This is a genomic window from Thalassospira sp. HF15, from assembly GCF_011806525.1.
Lineage (GTDB): Bacteria > Pseudomonadota > Alphaproteobacteria > Rhodospirillales > Thalassospiraceae > Thalassospira.
The window spans coordinates 610,147-629,430 of the sequence record NZ_JAAVKI010000001.1 but is presented as its reverse complement, the minus strand read 5'-3'; the positions used below and the strand labels follow the sequence as shown (position 1 = coordinate 629,430).

Sequence of the window (19,284 nt, the reverse complement as noted above, 5' to 3'; positions counted from 1 at the left end):
TTGCCCCTCCCAATAAGAGTAACTTGAATGGCGCCAACCCCACCTGATCTGACATGGATAGAGTGTGATTTCGATGATCTGTCTGGTCAGCATGTTCATAGCCTTTTGCAGCTTCGCCAACAGATTTTCATCATTGAGCAAACCTGCATCTTCCCTGACATAGACGGCCTTGATCCACTGTGCCGACATATCATTGCATATGATGGTGCTGATGTTCTGGCCGCGGCGCGTATTGTTGCGCCGGGTGTTGACCCGGATCACGCAGAACAAGGTGATCGACCAGCGATCGGGCGGGTGGTAACCAGCGAGCGACTGCGTGGGCAGGGGATTGGTCGGGAAGTGATGCGGCGTGCGATTGACGTTTGTACACGCAATTTCGCAGGCAAGCCGATTTACCTGAACGGTCAGCTATATCTGCAGGCCTTTTACGAGAGCCTCGGGTTCGTGCAATTTGGCGACGAATACGAAGAAGATGGCATTCCCCACATCAGTATGGAGCGCCCGGCGGGATAGGTGTCAGCAAGCAAGACCAGCGGAAATCAGCGAAGGCCGCTGGTCGCCATGCCGGTAAAGAATTCAAGCTGCCAGTTCATGTCATCTTCGCTGAGCGGATATTGATTGCCGCTACGTGGGTTAAGAGTCTGGCTGGGCGGAACATGGCCCAGCTTAACCTGAATTTTAACCGCGAGGTCGGCCGGCAAGCCTGCTTTCCACGCCAAGGAGACCACACCTTTTGCGGAATGCGTGTTAAGGACCTTGGAAACTGCATCCGGTGAAATACCAGCCAGAACCGCAAGTGACGCACGGGCGAATTTGATATCATTGGCCGCGAGTGCTTTTGCGACTTCCTTGTCAGTCAGCTTTTTCTTGGCGTGCATCGCGAGTGCCTTCTCGAAGGCGGGTTCTTCTTCATCTTCCTCTTCGTCGGCAACAACACCTTTTTTGTCGGACTTTTTGTCAGACTTTGGTTCTGCCTTGTCCTTTGCTGTGGCCTTTTCTTTATCGGCCTTGATCTTTTTCGCATCTGTGGCGACTTCGTCGCGCTTCTCGAATTCACCGGATGCGATCCGACGCTGGACAACTTCGCGGACGGCTTCAAGCTGATCCTTTTTAAGATCCTTGCGGCGTTCGAGAACACTGATCAGGTTTTCTGCAACAAACCGCGCCAGTTTTCCGGCGGCAGTCGGTGTGAGGCTAGGGCGTTCGACCAGCGGTTCGTGCCATTCCGGATAGTCCGGCGCGCGGTCGATCAGTTGATCAAGTGTTTCTTCGCGAATCTGGGCTGATTTGTTCCCCAGCAGATGAGAAATTGCATCCTTGTCGCTGCTTGCAGCAATGGCATCGGCAAGCTTTTCGCCAACATTTCTACGACGTGAAACGAAGCTAAGGGCGCCACGACCAGAACTGCCTTCAATGATTTCCAGAAGGTCGTCTTCGGTCAGGACCGGCGAATATTGCAGGATCGGGCCACAGACAACACTTTCTGTGTCGCGGGCCAACTGTTGAATGATGGGTTGCGGGGCGTCTGCGATGTCTTTCAGGGTTTCTGAAATCACCTGCCGAACATGGACGGCCTGATCGCGCGCAAGCTTATCAAGCGCGTCATAGGTCATTCGGCGTAGTTTGTCTGTTTCGTTGGGTGTCAGACCCGCCGACAGATGCGCAATCTTTTCAGCCAGACTGCCACGAACACTATCATCACTGTCATCTGTAAGCAGCACATCGGCCTGAACCGGGGTTGCCTCGTTGGCAGCAATGTGACGGCGAACAGAAGAATCTTGGTCTGATGCAAGGAAATACAGGATTTCAGGGCGCGTATCGTGGCGCTGTGCCAGCTTGCCGCGCACATCTGCGTCAGGACTTGCAGCCATTTCCTTGGCTTCGTCATAGGTGATCGGCGTTTCGCTACGCTTGGTAAATACCCGCTGCAAAAATCCCTTCATCGGGCATTCCTCCTAATCTTCTATCGTCACCGGGTCTTTCGACCCGGGAGCGGCAGCGATGCCAAAACGGCCTTTGCCGAGTTTCTTGACCTGATACATGGTCTGATCTGCGCGTTGCACAAGTTGTTCAAGTGATTCTCGTGAATCGGGTTCATGGACCGCAATGCCAACAGATATCCCCAAAGGATGTTCTGCATCGCCGGAATATTGCCCAAGAACTGCGCTTTCTTTCATCAGGGTTTTGGCACGTCCTGAAGCTGCTGCGATATCAGCACCTTCAAGCCATAGCACGAATTCATCACCGCCAAGGCGGGCTACTAGGTCGGCAGGCCGGACGTTATCAAGCAATACCTTGGTCAGAGCCAGAATGGCGTCGTCACCGGCCTGGTGACCGTGGATATCATTGACCAGCTTGAAGTTATCCATATCGACATACATCAACGCCGCTGGCGTGTTTTCACGTCGGAGGCGGCTGTGACGACGTTTGAGCTCTTCAAAAAACGCCCGGCGATTAAGCAATCCCGTCATGCCATCGGTGCGTGACAGGGTCAGAATACGTTCGTGCTGAATGGCCTGTTCGATGGCAATGCCCACCTGGTCGGATACCTCAATCATGATGGCACGTTCGCCATCTGTCGGTTCCGGGTGATCAGAATCGAACATGAAGATAACCGCACCGTTGTTGCGCTGATGATAATGGCAGCGCAACGCGAATATGCGGAAGTTGCCGATCTGGGCATCAAAGGTTTCATTGGTGCTTTGCAGGTGTTCAAGCGCTTTTTCTGCGATCTCGTTGGCAGCCTTGTCATCATCGCCAGCCGCCAGTTCCATCTCGCCAGTTTCATCATTGCGCTTGAAGATAATGCACGAAGAACAGGCCAGCGCCCGTGTGCTGGCTTCTGATGCACCCTTTAGAACCAAAAGCGGATCAATTTCGTCTCGCATGGTGCGCACGATATAGGTCATCAGGCGATCACGGTTTCGGGCCGTGGCAACTTCGCTCTCGCGGCGGCGTTGCTCGGTGATGTCATGGGCCAGACCACGTGTGCCCATCCACACCCCTTCACGGGAATATACGGGTGTCGACGAGACCGACAAGCAGGCATCACGACCGTTTGAGCGCCTGAACCAGATTGGGACATCGCGCACAGCCTTCTGGCTGCGAAATACGTGCTCGCTGTCCTGATCTGCAGTATCAAGCAGGAAATGCCCCGGGAACCGACCGACAATGTCATCGGCGCGATATCCAAGTGCACCACGTGGCGAGACAAAGATGAACTTTCCGGTCTGATCCGTTTCCCATGCAAAGGCAGAGGATACTTCGACGATATCTCGATAACGTTGGCGCGAATCAATCAGGGCTTCGCGCAGATTACGGTCCATGCTGACATCGCGCGGCAGGATCATGACCTGATTCTGTGTCGTCGGCAGCGCCGTGAGTTCAAGAGTTGCCGTGCCGCGTTGGACTTCGAACGTCATCAGTTCGACAACGCCGCCGGGTGTCGTCAGGGTACGGCGGATCAGTTGATAGATTTCCGGGAACAGACCATCGCGAATGCCGTTTGCAAAGCCAACGGCATTCTTGTTGGCAAACAGGGGTACGCCATGCGCATCCATAACGATGACGGGGGCTTCTGCCTCTGCCATCACCTTGGGATCAAGGGTAAAGACATCTGCGTCGTAATCGGTCAGATCCTCGGCCCCGTTGGTGTTCTTGTTTTGGGAATCAACTGAACGACTGGAAGTCATGCGCGTCCTCCTGTTGTGGTCGACGCGTTCTGGTCATTTGTGTTTGCACTGTTGGCGGGGCTTCCGATGTTGGTTTTATGGTAGTCATCTTCGCTGCCAATCGTGATCGGCGGGCCAAGATGATATCCCTGACCATAATCAATGCCGAGATCACGTACGAGTTCGTAGCTGGCCTGATCGTGGATCATCTCTGCGATGGTGCAAATACCCAGATCCCTGCAGAGCAGGGCTGTTGCTTTCAGGAATGCACGGCCCTTCGGGTTGGCAAGGGCGGTGCACATAGCGCCCCCGTCAAACTTGATGATGTCTACATCAAGTGCGCTCAGATATTCAAAATTTGCGGCCCCGGCACCAAAGTCATCCAGGCAAATTTCATGACCACGCTCGCGGAGCATTTGAAGGCCATTATTCACATCGGCCAAACCACGAATGCGCGACGTTTCAGTGACTTCAAAAAGGACATGTCTGGATGCGATGTCATAACCATCAAGCAACTCGATCAGGGCAGGCATAAAGCCCGCCTGTTCAAGTGAATGGCCCGACAGGTTGACGGCAACCGGATAAGGAATGCTGTCGGGATTGTCGCGCAGGTGATCAAGCACCTTGCTGCACATTGCCAAATCAAACTCGGTAATCAGTCCGGTGCCCTCGGCGAAATGAATGATCTGATCGACAGCAAGTGGGCTGTCGCCAATGTTAAAGCGTGCCAAGGCTTCGAAATGGTGCATTTCGCGGTTGCCCAGATGGACAATCGGTTGCAGTGCAACGGCGAAGGATCCGTTTTCAACAATCTCGCGGAAGGCCCGCACCGATTTCAGTGTTTCATTGATCAGATGCGGCAGGCTTGCTGATAGACGGGCTGCAGTCACGTCATTCTGGGCTTTGCGCTGCATGCGGTTGAGCGCATAGGCGACTGCGCGTGTCAGGTTGGTTTCGCGATCATTCTCTTCATTCTCGGCATCGAAATGATGGATGTTGCGCGCGCTTTCATAGTCGTTGCCAAACAGGTCATCCGTTTTGGATTTGCTGGTGCCTTTGCCCTTTGCACCGGGGCCGTTGGTAAGCGATACAAGGCCGCCGATGTTTTCAATAGCAGTCGGTTCATCAATGTTATCAAGGTCTTCAAGATCGGCACGCAACGCACTGGCATAAGCCACGATCCGGCGTTCCAGTTCGATCATCGGTTCATCGACCGGATGCATCTTCGCTGGTTGTTCCGCCGGTTGCTGGTCGTTGATAACGGAAGAATTGTATTGCTTGGCGCCGATACCTATCAATCTGGCCAATTCGTTGGTAGCGGCTGTCTCCGCCTGGGAACGCGATGCCGCCAGATTTTCGAGCACCACCAATGCTTCGTTGTGGTAGCTCATGGTCGAAAAGTCGCCTGCTGCGCTGCTCTGACTTGTCTCGGCGCTCATATTTTGGCGAATGACCGCGTTCTGCAAAATGATGCGATCAATGCCTGATCTTGCACGTGGGCGAATGGCGCGATGGCGGGCGGCGATATAATAGCGGCTGGACGGATCTGCAATCATATAGCCGCTTAGTGACAGGGGAACTGCGTCCTGAACGGGGTTTCCATCTGATTCAAACAACTGAAAATCAAGATCGAGTTCTTCGAGACGTTTTAAGCCAGTGCCGCCATGAAGATACGCACGCAGCAAAGGGCGTTCGGATTTTACGACAATTTTTTCAAAGGCTTCACCGATCAGACGATCTGGCGTGCACCCCAGAAGACTCTCCGTGGCGCCCGCAACAAACAGGATATAGCCGTTCTCATCGACCTCAAGAAGCATGTCAGCCCAGCAGAAAGCCATCGCTGCCAGAAGATCTTGATCATTCGTTTCCGCCGAGTAGCCGGTGTTGTCTGTCATGTATGAACCGTCATCGTAAGCCGCCTGATTATTTTTCTAAGTCGCAGCTATATCTGTCTCTACTAAATAGCGATCTTACAAAGGAAATGAAGGATTTGCACTTGATATGGCAAAAAAAACATTCTGGTTCCAGAAGTTCATTTTTTTCTGAAAACGTAACACCCTTAAGGCAATCCGAAATAAGCCGTTCCTGTTGGTGTGTCCCACTCGCTCAGACAGGTATCTAAGACATTATGACTTGATGTTTTTCGGATTGTTCTATCAACTCGCAGTGGGGGCGGTTCCTTGCGTTTTCCATCATCTATTCAGACAATCTGTAATCAACAGCTCTATGAGGTCGATGTGTTCAGTCGCAACGTCAATCGCCGCCGGTTTATCAAATCCGTTTTGATGACAAGTGGCGCCGTGGCCTTTGTTTCGAAGTTCGGTATCAAGAACGCCCGGGCACTGGAAAACGTTTCCGTTGTTGTCGTTGGGGCCGGTATTGCGGGTCTTGGCGCTGCGAATGTGCTGCGTAAAAATGGTGCGAGCGTAACAGTGTTGGAGGCGAAGGATCATACCGGTGGGCGTCTTTTGACGGATTGGACAATGGGAGCACCGTTTGAAGTGGGCGCTGGATGGATTCATGGGCCATCCTCGGATAACCCAAGCAAGCAACTCGCTGATGCGGTCAATGCCCAATACGTGGTGACAGACGATGAAAATGCCGTCTTTTTCGACATTGATGGCTACGAGTATGACGACGATGAAATCGAGCGAATCGTCGACGCTTGGGAAGGGGTGCTTGAGCACATTGATCGAACTTACGAGGTGAATGATCACCGCAGTTTGTTGCAGGCAATCAAGGACTATCGTCCGGCTTATCTTCAAGACCCGGGGATCATGTGGGCCTTCTCGGCCTTTACCGAGTTTTCAAAGGGCGGCGCCATAGAAAAGCTCTCAGCACCTCTGTTTAACTGGGACGAAGCATTCGATGGTGCCGATGTTGTTGTTACGTCCGGTTATGACGAGATCCTGAAACCCTTGAAAGAAGGCCTCGAAATCAAGCTTTCTCATGCGGTCACATCGATTGATTATAGTGCTGACGCAGGCGTCGTTGTTACCACGGAACAAGGAACCGTCGAAGCGGACTATTGTATCTGTACGGTGCCTCTTGGTGTGCTTAAGTCCAAAAAGATCTCGTTCAAGCCTGAACTTCCCAGTGATTATCGAGAGTCTATTGAAAAGCTTGGCTTTGGCAGTGTTACCAAACTTGCGCTTAAATTCGATGAGCCGTTCTGGGATATCGAAACCCAGTATTTCGGCATCACGACCGAGCCAAAAGGGCGCTGGAATTATTGGCTGAGTTACCGGACGTTTTCTGATGAAAATATTCTGCTTGGGTTAAGCGTTGGCGACTATGCGCTGATTGCAGATCGAATGTCGGATGCAGAAATGGTTGAAGATGCGCTCGAAGTGTTGCGGACCGTTTGGGAAGACGACGTCTCTGAACCGATCGACGTTTTGGCGACCCATTGGGCAACTGATCCTTATACGCTTGGTGCGTATACATTCCCGCAACCAGGAAATCGCAAATCCGATTTTGATGATCTTGGCGAACCGGTGGCGGATCGTCTTTTGTTGGCAGGCGAACACACCATCTTTGACTATGCTGGCACGACCCATGGTGCGTACATGACCGGTTTGCGGGCGGCAGAATACATTATTGAAGAGGAAAGCTAGGAAGTTTGGTGCGGTAAGATTGAAAAATCAGGCCGCGTTATGGTCAGCTTTTTTATATTCTTCGGCATCACGTCGGCTGTGCTTCTGGTCGTACATCGCTTCATCTGCAGCGCAGATCAGATCAGCGATATCGCAGTTTGCATCATAGGATGCGTGACCGAAACTAGCCTTGATCGCAAGGGCCTTGCCCTGCCAGATCAACGGGAAGCGGGCGGTGGCCTTTTGAAGCTGGGCGATACGTTTCTCTGCCGCTGCTGGATTGCCACCGGTCATCAGGATAGCGAATTCATCACCGCCAAAGCGTGCAACAAAATCATCCGAGCGAGTATGTGTACGCAAGTTCTGGCCAAAGTGTCGCAGAACTGCATCGCCTGCAGCATGACCATGCACGTCATTGATTTCCTTGAAACCGTCAAGGTCGGCAATGACCAGAATACCGGTTTCGGATGTGCGTGCCGCGCGCGCGAATGCCTCGCGCATGCGCCGCATGAAGCCACGTCGATTATAAAGCCCGGTCAACTCATCGGTTTCGACCATGAGCTCAAGCTGTCTGATTCGGTTTTGCTGCTGATCAAGGCGGGTTTGCATGTCACGGGCAAGTTCAACCAACGTCGAGAGCGCACTGCGTTGCTCTTTGTCACCGGATTCTTCGGTCGCACGATTGTTGATTGCTGTCTGATGTTCGAAATCAGCAGCAAGTTCCATCAACAAATCAATCTGCGACTTTTCCATTGAAGATCTTGTTATCAATGACATTGAATGACGAACCCCTTAAAAGGAGGTGGAACCATTCTATCTCTCATGGCGTTACAAGAACCTTAACGCGCGTGAGGCGTATTTGTGACGAGGCTAATGTCGGCCATATAAGGGAGCACGGCGGATGAAAAACCTATTTGGGAACGGGATAATGCGAAAACTCGCAATCGCTGGCGTGGCTCTGGCGTTGGCAGGTTGTTCATTCCTGCAAAAGGAAAACTTTACGGTCGGCGGTGAAATCACCGATCACGGACAGGAATGCGTCACGTTCCGGGCTGACGACGGAACGCTTTATGCACTGGCCAACAAGGCTAGCCGTTTCCGTCCGGGCGACAAGGTTCGCGTTACGGGGCATTTGGCCTTGATGACAACCTGCACAGAGGCGACTACTTTGATCGTCGACAAGATCGTGCTGCTCGCACCGGGCGATTAACCGGTAAAAACTAGCGATGCGTGGCAAAACAATCGGTGCCGTCAGCTTTAAGTTGGCGGCATTGTTTTTGCGCGGCTTCCACATCAGAAAACCCCACAAGCTGTAGACGGTGATAAATGCCCTGACTGCCAAGATCAGCAGGTACGATCCGCTTTTCGTGGGATTTGCTCAGTTCCGGATAGCGGATTCTGAAACTTGCCCAATAAGTTTCCGCGGTAAATGTATCGCGAAATGCGCCAAGCTGGATCAGGTGGCGGCCATTGCCGGTTGGGGCTGCAGTTTCAACTGGTGTTGACCCGCCAGGAGCTGAAGTGGGCAGGCCGTCGACTTTGGCAGTCGGTTGCATGATTTTCGCCGGTGGTGCGGGCGACCTGACAGGTGTGATCGCTTTTTGTGAAGATTGTTTTCGAACGGGCCGTATCGGTGGATTACCATTGATTGTGCGCTGATATTGGTCAGCCAAAGACGGGACTTCGATTTCTTGTTCGATCACCGTATCGGTCGGGACTGTCCCAGGCAGAAGGCTTACAGGCTGGTCGCCATCTGGCATACTTGAGGCGCGCGCAGGTAAATCAGTCGGGATCATGTCGACACCTGTGGGACCCATTTCCGGGTTGGTGGTCTGAGCCTGTGCACGCAGCGCTATGATGTTTGCGCTGAAAACTGTAATGCCAAGCATCATAACAAGATGCACACCACCCCACATTCCGCCAAGGCCGAACGTCCGCTGTGCGCGGGGCGCGGCGTTCGGGCATTTGTGGGGTGGTTTATGCATTCCTACATCTCCGTGCGCGGACCGTAAGCGTGACGTTCGCGCAATATCAGATCGTTACTGCGCAGACGTTCCATGGCTTTGCCATACACGGTGTCAGCAGCATATTGACCATCCGAACGGTCGCCGGTCGCCATTCCCGTCAAAAGTTCAATCGCATCGTTGATGTGTTCAACGGTCCATATGTTGAACTTTCCTTGGCGAATGGCCTGAACGACCTCCTCGCGTAGAACAACATTTTCCGCATTGGCTGACGGAATAATCACACCCTGATCACCCGTAAAGCCCTGATCAGCACAAATGCGATAGAACCCTTCGATCTTATGCGAAATGCCACCGACCGGTTGGGCCTGCCCAAACTGGTTCATGGATCCTGTCACGCCGACATTCTGGCGCATCGGGATGTTTGAAACGGCGGAAATGATCGCACAAAGTTCTGCCATCGAGGCCGAATCCCCTTCGATACCGCCATAGTTTTGTTCAAAGGTGACATTACAGGCGAATGACAGCGGGAAGTCCTGCGCAAAGCGGGACTTCAGGAAACCTTCGATGATCATGACCGACTTTTGCTGCAACGGGCCGGACATATCGACCATGCGTTCAATATTCAGGACGCCTAGGCTTCCGACATAGGACCGTGCCGACACACGCGCCGGAAGACCAAAAGCATGATCCCCGTAATCAAGAACGGTCAGGGCATTTACCTGGCCCACGACCGAGCCATAACTGTCGATCAGGATTTCTCGCCGTTGAACCCGTTCGTGGGATCGGTCTTCAAGGCGTGAATTACGATGACGACGTTCCTCAATTGCACGCCTTACATCGGCGGCACGAATGGTTTTGCTGCCCTCGGCTTTACTGAGCGCGCCGGCCTCGATGGCGACATCCTCAACTCGTTCAATCTGGGCGGTCAGTTTATCACGTTCGCCCGCCCAGCGTGCAGCCTGACCGAGTAACTGTCGTATCGCACCATTGTCCACTGGGATACCTGACCGCGACAGGGCAGTGTCCCGCAATAGCCCGGTATAAATCGAAATGTTGCGACCTGCCGCTGGCATGTCGGCATCAATATCGGCCTTGACCCGGAAATGGTTGCGGAAATCCACATCCAGCGAGAAGAAGGTGTAATAGAATTTCGGTGCCCCGACGATCACGACCTTAAGGTCAAGCGGGATCGGGCGGGGCTCCGGCGCGCCTGCGGTTGGTGGGCCACCCTTGTGGGTTTCCTCAATGCGGATTTCACGGTCGCGCAGGGCAGCTTTCAAGAAGCCCCAGCATTCCTCGTGTTCCAGCAGGCTTTCCGCGCGTAGAACCAGAACACCGCCATTGGCACGATGAAGTGCGCCCGGTTTGATCAGGCTGAAATGCGGATGCATGCCGCCGCCCATCGGGCGGTACTGAATTTGCCCGAACAGGTTGTCATAGCTTGGGCTTGGCTCAAGAACGACATCCGGGTGGTTATCGCGCGAATGGTCGATTAACAGGTTGACCGCATAACGGTCATCGACGGTTTCGGGAATTTTACCATCGCCACTTTCGATCGCGGGTTGGTCGCTTGCTTCCTCGAACGCGTCGATATTGTCGAGAATGTCTTTTTCAAGGGCGTCGAACCATGCCTTGAGACCGGGGCTTGTAAATTTGTCGCGCAGTTTCTTGATGCGCGGCTTCAAGACAACCTTGGCTGCCCCGCGACGCAGACTATCGAGTGTGTCGGCAATCTGTTCTTCAAGGTCACGGGTTGAAAGCAGTGTCTTGCGCGCTTCTTCGGCGACGTCTTCAAAGGCGTCTTCGGCCTCGTTACGACGGTCCTTGGGAATTTCGTCGAGTGAAACCGGCTCACCTTCTTCGTTCAGCGCAACAATCATCACGCCTTTTTCGTTTTCCTGAACATCCAGACCGCGTTCACGCGCATATTCACGCAGCGCATCGAATTTTTCGCGCAGTTGTGCCCGGGCTTCTTCGGTTTGGGTCTGTGTTTCGGTCAGATGGGCCGGGGCGTTGAAAGCGGACGCAAAGGCTTCGCGCAGATGCGTGATCAGTGTTTCCATCGCCGACAAAAGTTTTTGTCCCTGACCGGCAGGAAGCGCATAGGGGCGGGGGCGATTGGTGCGTGAAAAATTGTTCAGATAGACCCAGTCGTCGGGGGCTTCGCGTTCTTCCATGGCCTTGTTGAGGTAATCAAGAGTCGCCGTCATGCGACCGGCGCGATCCAGACCAAGAACAAAAATATTAAAACCGGGTTCGGACATTGAAAGTCCGAATTTAAGCGCCTCTGCGGCGCGGTAATGCGATGAAAAATCGAATATCTTCGGCTGTTGGTCTTTGTGTGGGCTGCGAATACGGAAATGCGGAAAACCGCAATCATCTGCGTCAAGGCGGGAAACTGGCATCTGCTGACTTTCTGCTGCCCAAGATCAAGGTATCAAACAGGGGTATTTTGCCCCTGCAGCATATCTTGGAAGCAACCCAATCGCGCGGTCAAGTATTGCGTTCGGAATTTATTGAAAAGTCAGAAAGAAACGAGATCTGGCCTGGATTTCAGGTGAGGGTCCGGAACGGAAAAAGTGTGTGTCACATGACAACCGAATTACCAAAATCGCTGCTTTGAAGCAGTCGGTCGACAATCTGTACGCCACGGCGCAATCGCTCGGGGGATCGTTCGGCGCCGAAGCACAATCGCAATCCTCTTGGTACGTGGCCGACCGCGAATTGCTGTGCCGCGGTCAGAAGAACACCATTGTTTGCGGCGTCCATAACCAATTCACTTGTATCGATATGTTCGGGAAGGTCCAGCCAGATGTGATAGTTGGTCGGATGAAAGCGAACGTCATAGCCCTTTAGGGTGCCCAGAATAATCGCCAAACGTTGGGCTGCTTCTTCGCGATGCCATGCTTCGAACTGGGCAAGGCTGCCATCCATGATCATGCGCGTGACAAGTTCAAGATTGATGGTTGAAACCATCCAGCAGGTAGATCGGATGGCACTGGCGAGCTTGCCAATCATTTCGCCTGGGGCATGGATGTAACCGACGCGCAAGCCCCCGCCAATGCTTTTGGAAACGCCATCAAGATAGATACTGCGCTCCGGCGCAAAGCAGGACAATGGCGGTGGCGCGTCTGGATCGAGGAAATGATAGATGCCGTCTTCGATCAGTGTCAGGTCGTATTTACGCAGGATTTCGACAATTTCAATGCGTCGCTGTTGGCTCATGGTGCAGCAAAGCGGGTTGTGCAGCGTCGGCATCAGGTAAATGGCGCGCGGGCTTTGTGTTCGGCACATGTTTTCAAGCGCATCGGGCATAATGCCTTCTTCGTCCATGGCAACGCCACGCAGGCGGAATTGCAACAAATTGGCAAGACTGCGCAGGTTGGGATAGGTGAGTTCTTCGCAAAGAACCAGATCGCCGGGCCGCACAGTGGCAAGAAGGGAAACAGTCATGCCGTGCTGGACGCCAGCAGTTGGCAGAACGCGATCCGGATTGTCATCAAGTCCCAGTCGGCTGGCTGCAAAGGCCAGTGCCGCGCGTTGATGGGCGATACCATATTCAGATTTGTAGGACACCATATCGTCTGTCGACATGGTGGTAACGACCTCCAGCAAGGTTTCGCGAATGCCACTCTCGCGCGGAGGAAGGGGGCAATTCATGCGAAAATTGATCGGACCGTTTTCTTCTTCTTCGCTGTCATTGGCAGTCGCTGGTTCTGATGTTGGTCGCGCAGGCCTTGCCAGTTGGCTCAGATTATTGGTGAAGGCCATTGGAATGGGGGCGTTCGCCGCCATGTCCAGTTCCGACTGAATGTTATGAAGAACATAGGTTCCGCGCCCGACTTCACCGGCGACCAGACCCAACCTCTCTGCCTCACGGTAGGAACGCGTGATTGTCCCAACTGTGACGCCAAGTTGATAGGCGAGTTCGCGATGGGTGGGGAGGCGGTCTCCGGGTTTCAGAGAGCCGTCTTTGACTGCTGTGCGGATGGCTTGCGCGATCTGTCGATAAACAGGACCGCCTGCCTCATCAAGTTTTGGGAACCATATTGTCATGGTGACAATGTTTAAATTGACACAACCATAATGTCAATGACAAAACAATATCGATACAATGCACCGAAAGGAGATGGAAATGGTAAATTGTAACGATGCAATCCAGATTCCCAACATTCATGGCGATGATCGCGCTACCACGAATGGCAAGCAGGGCGTCAAGCTTGCGAGCTGGCGTGCAGCGATCACTGGCGTGGTGATCTCTGCGGTTGAGTATCTTGCACTGCGTCAAGCCCGTGCGCGTGATCTCTATGCTTTGCAAAACCTTGATGATCAGATGCTTAAGGATATTGGCGTGACACGCGCAGACATTGATCAGGAATTGGCCAAGCCTTTCCTGTTGGACTTCCCCCGGCGCGGCTAGCCACCGTCGCGTTTTACGGAGGCACTTTGCTCCCATTGTGCCTCCGTTCGGCGGGAGCCGTTTGTAAATCTAAATTGTCACAATTTTTGTCTTACAGGGATACAATGCGCATGTTTAATATAAATGAATTGCGGGAGGCAGCGGAGTTTGTTCATCAATATGTTGCGCCAACCCCGACAATTCAGTGGCCGCTACTGGATCGCGCGACCGGATTGTCCCTGCATGTCAAACATGAAAACCATACCCGGTTGGGGGCCTTTAAAATCCGGGGTGGGCTGACCTTTTGTCGTTATCTTGGAAAGTCGGTCAATGTGAACCGCGGCATCATTTCGGCGACGCGCGGAAATCACGGTCAAAGTCTTGCCCATGCTGCCAGTCGTTTTGGCATGCCTGCCACCATCATCGTCCCGTTTGGCAACTCTGTTGAAAAGAACGCCGCTATGCGTGCCTGGGGTGCTGAGGTGATCGAACATGGTCATGATTTCCAGGAGGCGGCCGAATACGCAAAGATGCTCTCGGCTAAGGAAGACCTTGTGATGGTGCCGCCATTCCATCGGGAACTTGTGCGCGGTGTGGCCTCCTATGGCTTGGAGCTTTTTGACGATATTGCGGGGCTGGACCGTGTTTATGTGCCGGTTGGCATGGGGTCGGGAATTTGTTCGTTGATCACGGCACGTGATGCACTTGGTCTTAAAACCGAAATTATTGGTGTGGTTGCAACCGGCGCAGACGCCATACGGCAGTCATTCCTTGCCGGTGAAATTATCCAGACGCCCGCAGCCACAACATTTGCCGATGGCGTTGCGTGTCGCAGCCCAGATCCCGGCGCGTTTGAGATAATGAAAAACGGGGCAGCCGACATCGTGGCTGTCAGTGATGAACAGATTGCCGATGCCATGCGCCTTTACTTCAGTTCGTGTCACACCATTGCCGAGGGTGCGGGGGCTGTGCCGCTCGCAGCGGCTATCGCGCAGCGTGAAAGCAATATCGGTAAGAAAGTGGCTGTGGTTCTGACCGGGGCTAATATTGATCGCGCGGATTATGCCCGCATCCTCTCGGGAGAAAACAAATGAACCGCATTTCAAATCGTTCATATGACAGCCCCACTGTCGATGAACGTCATCTCATGTTTGATGACCTTGAAAAGCTTGGGCGCATTCTTGTGGAAACAGGTGATGTCGCACACAGCTTTATTCAGGGCGCGGATGACATGGATGTAACCTGCCGCGATTTCTCTGCCTTTGACCCCTCGCGCCCCATGCCGGGGCAGGGACGCGGTGCACTTGATGCGTTGCGGGCAGCGAAAGAAGAAATTCTGCCGCTGCTCGCCGCATCAATTGGTCCGAGATATCTTGGATTTGTGACCGGTGGAACAACCCCGGCCGCGCTCGTCGGGGACTGGTTGGCCAGTTCGATTGATCAGAATGCCACGGGCCCGGAAGGGTCGGTCAATGCGGCTGTCGAAGAACAGGTTATCAACTGGCTTTGTGATCTGGGCGGTGTACCTTCGGATCGTTTTGATGGTGTTTTGACGACCGGTGCGACGGTATCAAACTTGCTTGGGCTGGTTGCGGCCCGGCAATGGTGTGGCGAGCAGGTCGGTGTGAATGTTGACGCCGATGGCGCCGGTGTTTTGCCTGATCTTGAAATTTTTGCCGCAAGTCCGCATGCCAGCATGGTCAAGGATCTGTCGATCACAGGTATTGGTCGCAACAATTTCACCAAGGTTGCAACAAAGCCCGGATCTGAAGAAACCGATATCGAGGCTTTGAAAGCAAAACTGGAGGCCAGTGATGCGCGCGCCAAGATCGTGATAGCATCGGCTGGAACGGTTAATGCGACAGACTTTGATAACCTTGATGCGATTGCCGACTTGTGTGCGGCTTTTGGTGCGTGGTTGCATGTTGATGCAGCGTTCGGGTTCTTTGCGGCTCTTGATGATCGTCGCGCGCATTTCACCAAGGGCATCGCACGGGCGGACTCCATCACATCTGACGGGCATAAGTGGCTTAATGTCCCATATGATTGCGGGATATTCCTGACCCGGCATATTTCAGTGCTGGAGACTTGCTGTCGGGCTTTTGCGCCGTATCTCGATACCAAAGCGGACGGTAACAGCTATATCAATCGCGGCGTCGAGAATTCCAGACGGTTCCGCGCCTTGCCGCTTTGGATGATGATGACGGCTTATGGTCGCGACGGGATTGCATCGATTATTCGGGCAAACTGCGACCAGGCAGCAGAGCTTGCAGCATGGGTTCGAACCCATGAGAAGCTGGAACTGTTAAGTGAGCCCAAACTCAATGTGACCATGTTTGCGTCGCGCGGCAGTGATGAAGAAAATCGTGCCTTGCTTGATCGTATCAATGCAACCGGGAAGCTGTTCCTGACCCCGACCGTCTATGGCGGACGGTTCGGTTTCCGGGCAGCATTCAGTAACTGGCGGACCCGCGACGAAGACCTTGTGGTCATCAAACACGCCATTGAAGCGGTCTTGTAGTTGCTGATCCAATTCAGAACCCGCGCGACTTATAACCTTGTACATCACGTATATACCGAGTTCAGGATAGTATGATGACGCTCCAAACCCTGCCGATCTACCAGATTGATGCCTTCACCGATGCTTTGTTTGCTGGGAACCCGGCGGCGGTTGTGCCGCTTTCGAGTTGGTTGTCCGATGATGTGATGCAGAAAATCGCGATGGAAAACAATCAGTCGGAGACGGCTTTTTTTCTGCCGTTCGAGGGGGATGAGGCAGATTTCCACATTCGCTGGTTTACGCCCACGGTCGAAGTGCCGCTATGCGGCCATGCGACGCTTGCCAGTGCGTTTGTCATTTTCAATCAGCTTGGTTTCGCGGGCGATTTGATCAGACTGCAAAGCCAAAGTGGGGTTTTGACTGCCCGACGCGATGGTGATGCGATTGTCCTGAACTTCCCAAAACAACCGATCAAGCGCGAAGCTGTCTCGCAAGATGTGCTGAACGCCCTTGATGTGCTCAATGGTGCCGTGCCGGTCGAAACATTCGGCGTGGTTAGCCGCGATACGGATATCGTGATTGTCTATGATGATGCTGCCATTGTTCGAAATATGCGCCCGGACATGTCGGCGTTGGGAAAACTTGCCGATCGCGGCGTGATCGTGACAGCCCCCGGGGATAAAACCGGACTTGATATGGTGTCGCGTTACTTCCTGCCAGCGCTTGGTATCGATGAAGACCCGGTTACCGGTTACATGCATTGTGTTGTTGCGCCGTACTGGGCGGAAAGGCTTGGGCAGGGAAATGTAATTGGCTATCAGGCATCCGCGCGTGGTGGCGTTGTTGCCTGCAAGATCGACGGTGATCGTGTCCACCTCAAAGGTGAGGCGGTGCAGTATCTCAAAGGGGAAATCGTAGTGCCCGCCTGAGGTGCTTGGCAGTTCTATGGAACGAATTGAAAGTGGCGTGCAATGAGATATTTGCCCGCCATTTTTTGTGCGCTTGCACATGCTTTATGCCAGTGGAACTTCTACCCAATAATTCGCATTCAATCTGATTTGCTTTGTTTTTTTATTGACCGCGCCATGGGGCTTTCGTCTAAGTAAAAGACAAAATGAAACGATTGTGGGCAGATCTCGCCAGCTTAAAGGTGCGCGATAACCGCAAGAATGCAGACTTTACAGGGGAAAGTTTATCGTGCTCGAAAGTGTTGTTGCCAGTTCTGCAACGCCGATGCAGATGTGGGTGGTCCTCGCACTCGTTGCCGGATCGCTTGTTCTGTATGGGTTGGAGCGTATTTCGCTCGAACTGACCAGTATTGCGCTTATCGCAACGCTTTTGCTTTTCTTTGAATTTTTCCCGTTACTTGATGCCGATGGTGACAACCTGATGGGGCCGGCAACTGTCATGTCGGGGTTTGCCAACCCGGCCTTGCTGACGGTGCTGTCGTTGCTGGTCGTGGGGCAAGGGATGGTTCTGACCGGCGGGGTCAGTTACATCGCCGGCTTGATTACCGAACACGGCGGCAAGAACGCCTCTGTTGCGATTTTCATTGGTCTTTTCGTCGTGATGGTCATGTCGGCGTTTCTGAACAATACGCCGGTCGTTGTTATCTTTATCCCTATTATTCAGGCACTTGCCGAGCGTATTGAACGTTCACCATCAGCCCTGATGATCCCGCTTTCCTATGCGGCGATCCTCGGTGGCATGACAACCCTGATCGGTTCTTCGACCAACCTACTGGTATCGAGCTCGTTGATCGAACTGGGGATGCCAGGACTTGAGTTCTTTGAATTCACGACGATTGGCAGCGTGCTGGCCCTGACCGGGTTTGTCTATGTCCTGTTGATTGCACCGCGCCTGCTGCCGGCGTTGGCCTCCATGCGCAGCAAGCTTGCCAATCCCGACAACAGCGGCAAACAATTCATCGCCCAGATCACGGTTGGACCGTCCGCCAACATGATTGGCACAAAACCAGTTGCCGGGTTTTTCAAGAACCTACCCAATATCACCGTTCAGATGATTGTTCGGCGCGAACATGCCGAATTGCCGCCGTTCGAAGATGATATGGAAATTCAGGCGGGAGACGTTCTGGTCGTTGCTGCCACGCGTAAGGCGCTGACCGAAGCCCTGCAAAAAGATCCCGGCTTGCTGCATTCCGATGCTGCCGCAGTTGAGAATGAAGACGGTCCACAGAAATCAACCCAGCTTCTTGCAGAGGTGATGTTGCCACCGGGCTCACGCCTGATTGGCTTTAACCTTGAGCAGATCGGTTTCCGCTATCAATACAAGTGCCTTGTGCTCGGCATTCAGCGGCGTTCGCGCATGATCCGCAGCCAGATGACCGAAATCCGGCTTGAGGCAGGGGATGTCTTGTTGGTGCAAGGGCGATCAGAAGATGTCGAAGCACTTCGCACCATTCGTGATGTCGTTTTACTGGAATGGTCGACGCGGACCTTGCCGCGCCCGTTCCATGCCCGCCGGGCTGCCGCGATTTTCCTTGGGGTGATTGCGCTTGCCGCAACCGGGATTGTGCCGATCATGGTCTCAAGCTTTATCGGTGCCGGGCTGATGATCGCATCGGGTGCGCTTAACTTGCGTCAGGCCTCGCGTGCGATTGATCGAAAGATTGTTCTGCTTGTTGCAGCCGCACTCGCCCTTGGCAATGCGTTGCAATTGACGGGCGGCGCAGAATTTGTTGCCGATCAGTTGCTGGCGGCAACCAGCGGCGCACCTGCGCCGGTTATTCTGTCGCTGTTTTTCCTGATTGTTGCCGGCTTCACCAACGTTCTGTCGAACAATGCCTGTGCGGTTCTGTTTACACCTATCGGGATTGGCATGGCCCAGCAACTTGGTGTGCCGCCGCATGTGTTCGCGATTGCGGTGGTCATGGCGGCAAACTGTTCGTTTGCGTCACCGGTCGGGTATCAAACCAACCTTCTTGTCATGGGGCCGGGGCACTATCGCTTTATCGACTTCCTGAAGGCCGGAAGCCCGCTGATTATAGTTCTTTGGATCGCGTTCAGCCTGTTTGCACCGTGGTATTACGATATCCCGTTCTAAGCACAGTAATCCTGCCAAGTTTCATTCGTTCGGCGGTCGCGTTTAGCCATGCAAAAATGGCTGTCATCTCTGTGTGGAAGGCGTTTGA

15 protein-coding genes are annotated in these 19,284 nt (G+C 53.4%); 8 read left to right on the top strand and 7 right to left on the bottom strand.

All coding sequences use genetic code 11. The features are described 5' to 3' along the window. The first annotated feature begins 27 nt into the window (after positions 1 to 27). Positions 28 to 513 (top strand): GNAT family N-acetyltransferase, encoded by a 486-nt coding sequence (locus HED22_RS02870; RefSeq protein ID WP_167718654.1) that lies wholly within the window; start codon positions 28 to 30, stop codon positions 511 to 513. A gap of 26 nt (positions 514 to 539) precedes the next feature. Here HED22_RS02870 and HED22_RS02865 read toward each other — a convergent pair whose 3' ends face one another. Genes HED22_RS02865 through HED22_RS02855 form a run of 3 tightly spaced genes read right to left on the bottom strand, consistent with a single transcriptional unit; the run spans position 540 to position 5,566 of the window. Next, on the bottom strand, positions 540 to 1,943 hold the full coding sequence (locus tag HED22_RS02865) for a DUF2336 domain-containing protein (RefSeq protein WP_167718652.1): 1,404 nt from the start codon (positions 1,941 to 1,943) through the stop codon (positions 540 to 542). 12 nt (positions 1,944 to 1,955) lie between these two features. Beyond that, positions 1,956 to 3,692 (bottom strand): diguanylate cyclase, encoded by a 1,737-nt coding sequence (locus HED22_RS02860; RefSeq protein ID WP_167718650.1) that lies wholly within the window; start codon positions 3,690 to 3,692, stop codon positions 1,956 to 1,958. Beyond that, on the bottom strand, positions 3,689 to 5,566 hold the full coding sequence (locus HED22_RS02855) for an EAL domain-containing protein (RefSeq protein WP_167718648.1): 1,878 nt from the start codon (positions 5,564 to 5,566) through the stop codon (positions 3,689 to 3,691). The genes HED22_RS02860 and HED22_RS02855 overlap by 4 nt, the downstream gene beginning before the upstream one ends. Positions 5,567 to 5,956: 390 nt before the next feature. Between HED22_RS02855 and HED22_RS02850 the strand changes: the two genes are divergently transcribed. Continuing rightward, the gene (locus tag HED22_RS02850; protein ID WP_167719039.1) at positions 5,957 to 7,288 is read left to right on the top strand and encodes an FAD-dependent oxidoreductase; all 1,332 of its coding nucleotides are present in this window, start codon (positions 5,957 to 5,959) and stop codon (positions 7,286 to 7,288) included. Positions 7,289 to 7,315: 27 nt separating this feature from the next. On the opposite strand, the gene HED22_RS02845 is transcribed toward HED22_RS02850, so the two are convergent. Then, on the bottom strand, positions 7,316 to 8,020 hold the full coding sequence (locus HED22_RS02845; protein ID WP_167718646.1) for a GGDEF domain-containing protein: 705 nt from the start codon (positions 8,018 to 8,020) through the stop codon (positions 7,316 to 7,318). 175 nt (positions 8,021 to 8,195) lie between these two features. Here HED22_RS02845 and HED22_RS02840 point away from each other — a divergent pair, with 175 nt between their 5' ends. Continuing rightward, positions 8,196 to 8,477 carry a DUF5818 domain-containing protein gene (locus HED22_RS02840; RefSeq protein ID WP_254869691.1) on the top strand — a complete coding sequence of 94 codons (282 nt, stop codon included), beginning with the start codon at positions 8,196 to 8,198 and terminating at the stop codon, positions 8,475 to 8,477. A 10-nt stretch (positions 8,478 to 8,487) separates the two neighbouring features. On the opposite strand, the gene HED22_RS02835 is transcribed toward HED22_RS02840, so the two are convergent. The 3 genes from HED22_RS02835 to HED22_RS02825 all read right to left on the bottom strand — a co-directional run bounded on the left by HED22_RS02835 (position 8,488) and on the right by HED22_RS02825 (position 13,290). Next, positions 8,488 to 9,159, bottom strand: a complete 672-nt coding sequence (locus HED22_RS02835; protein WP_167718641.1) for an SPOR domain-containing protein — start codon at positions 9,157 to 9,159, stop codon at positions 8,488 to 8,490. Between the two features lie 95 nt (positions 9,160 to 9,254). Next, on the bottom strand, positions 9,255 to 11,639 hold the full coding sequence (locus HED22_RS02830; protein ID WP_167718639.1) for a Lon protease family protein: 2,385 nt from the start codon (positions 11,637 to 11,639) through the stop codon (positions 9,255 to 9,257). Positions 11,640 to 11,820: 181 nt separating this feature from the next. After that, positions 11,821 to 13,290: a PLP-dependent aminotransferase family protein gene (locus HED22_RS02825; RefSeq protein WP_167718636.1), complete on the bottom strand. Its 1,470-nt coding sequence runs from the start codon at positions 13,288 to 13,290 to the stop codon at positions 11,821 to 11,823. A 79-nt stretch (positions 13,291 to 13,369) separates the two neighbouring features. On the opposite strand from HED22_RS02825, the gene HED22_RS02820 reads away from it, so the two are divergent. The 5 genes from HED22_RS02820 to HED22_RS02800 all read left to right on the top strand — a co-directional run bounded on the left by HED22_RS02820 (position 13,370) and on the right by HED22_RS02800 (position 19,196). Continuing rightward, positions 13,370 to 13,654: a DUF1127 domain-containing protein gene (locus HED22_RS02820; RefSeq protein ID WP_167718634.1), complete on the top strand. Its 285-nt coding sequence runs from the start codon at positions 13,370 to 13,372 to the stop codon at positions 13,652 to 13,654. Between the two features lie 110 nt (positions 13,655 to 13,764). Next, positions 13,765 to 14,727 (top strand): threonine dehydratase, encoded by a 963-nt coding sequence (locus HED22_RS02815; protein WP_167718632.1) that lies wholly within the window; start codon positions 13,765 to 13,767, stop codon positions 14,725 to 14,727. Next, complete coding sequence (locus HED22_RS02810; RefSeq protein ID WP_167718630.1) at positions 14,724 to 16,154, top strand: pyridoxal-dependent decarboxylase; 1,431 nt, start codon at positions 14,724 to 14,726, stop codon at positions 16,152 to 16,154. The genes HED22_RS02815 and HED22_RS02810 overlap by 4 nt, the downstream gene beginning before the upstream one ends. 74 nt (positions 16,155 to 16,228) lie before the next feature. Continuing rightward, positions 16,229 to 17,062, top strand: a complete 834-nt coding sequence (locus tag HED22_RS02805; RefSeq protein WP_167718628.1) for a PhzF family phenazine biosynthesis protein — start codon at positions 16,229 to 16,231, stop codon at positions 17,060 to 17,062. 268 nt (positions 17,063 to 17,330) lie between these two features. Beyond that, entirely contained in the window at positions 17,331 to 19,196 is a 1,866-nt protein-coding gene (locus HED22_RS02800; protein WP_167718626.1) for an SLC13 family permease, read from the top strand. Positions 19,197 to 19,284: the final 88 nt, after the last annotated feature.

Bases quoted from the DNA above. Each gene is read 5' to 3' on its own strand.
- HED22_RS02835 (WP_167718641.1), bottom strand. From the start codon at position 9,159: ATGATGCTTGGCATTACAGTTTTCAGCGCAAACATCATAGCGCTGCGT.
- HED22_RS02845 (WP_167718646.1), bottom strand. From the start codon at position 8,020: ATGGAAAAGTCGCAGATTGATTTGTTGATGGAACTTGCTGCTGATTTC.
- HED22_RS02870 (WP_167718654.1), top strand. From the start codon at position 28: ATGGCGCCAACCCCACCTGATCTGACATGGATAGAGTGTGATTTCGAT.
- HED22_RS02820 (WP_167718634.1), top strand. From the start codon at position 13,370: ATGGTAAATTGTAACGATGCAATCCAGATTCCCAACATTCATGGCGAT.
- HED22_RS02825 (WP_167718636.1), bottom strand. From the start codon at position 13,290: ATGACAATATGGTTCCCAAAACTTGATGAGGCAGGCGGTCCTGTTTAT.
- HED22_RS02840 (WP_254869691.1), top strand. From the start codon at position 8,196: ATGCGAAAACTCGCAATCGCTGGCGTGGCTCTGGCGTTGGCAGGTTGT.
- HED22_RS02865 (WP_167718652.1), bottom strand. From the start codon at position 1,943: ATGAAGGGATTTTTGCAGCGGGTATTTACCAAGCGTAGCGAAACGCCG.
- HED22_RS02830 (WP_167718639.1), bottom strand. From the start codon at position 11,639: ATGCCAGTTTCCCGCCTTGACGCAGATGATTGCGGTTTTCCGCATTTC.
- HED22_RS02805 (WP_167718628.1), top strand. From the start codon at position 16,229: ATGACGCTCCAAACCCTGCCGATCTACCAGATTGATGCCTTCACCGAT.
- HED22_RS02860 (WP_167718650.1), bottom strand. From the start codon at position 3,692: ATGACTTCCAGTCGTTCAGTTGATTCCCAAAACAAGAACACCAACGGG.
- HED22_RS02855 (WP_167718648.1), bottom strand. From the start codon at position 5,566: ATGACAGACAACACCGGCTACTCGGCGGAAACGAATGATCAAGATCTT.
- HED22_RS02850 (WP_167719039.1), top strand. From the start codon at position 5,957: ATGACAAGTGGCGCCGTGGCCTTTGTTTCGAAGTTCGGTATCAAGAAC.
- HED22_RS02815 (WP_167718632.1), top strand. From the start codon at position 13,765: ATGTTTAATATAAATGAATTGCGGGAGGCAGCGGAGTTTGTTCATCAA.
- HED22_RS02810 (WP_167718630.1), top strand. From the start codon at position 14,724: ATGAACCGCATTTCAAATCGTTCATATGACAGCCCCACTGTCGATGAA.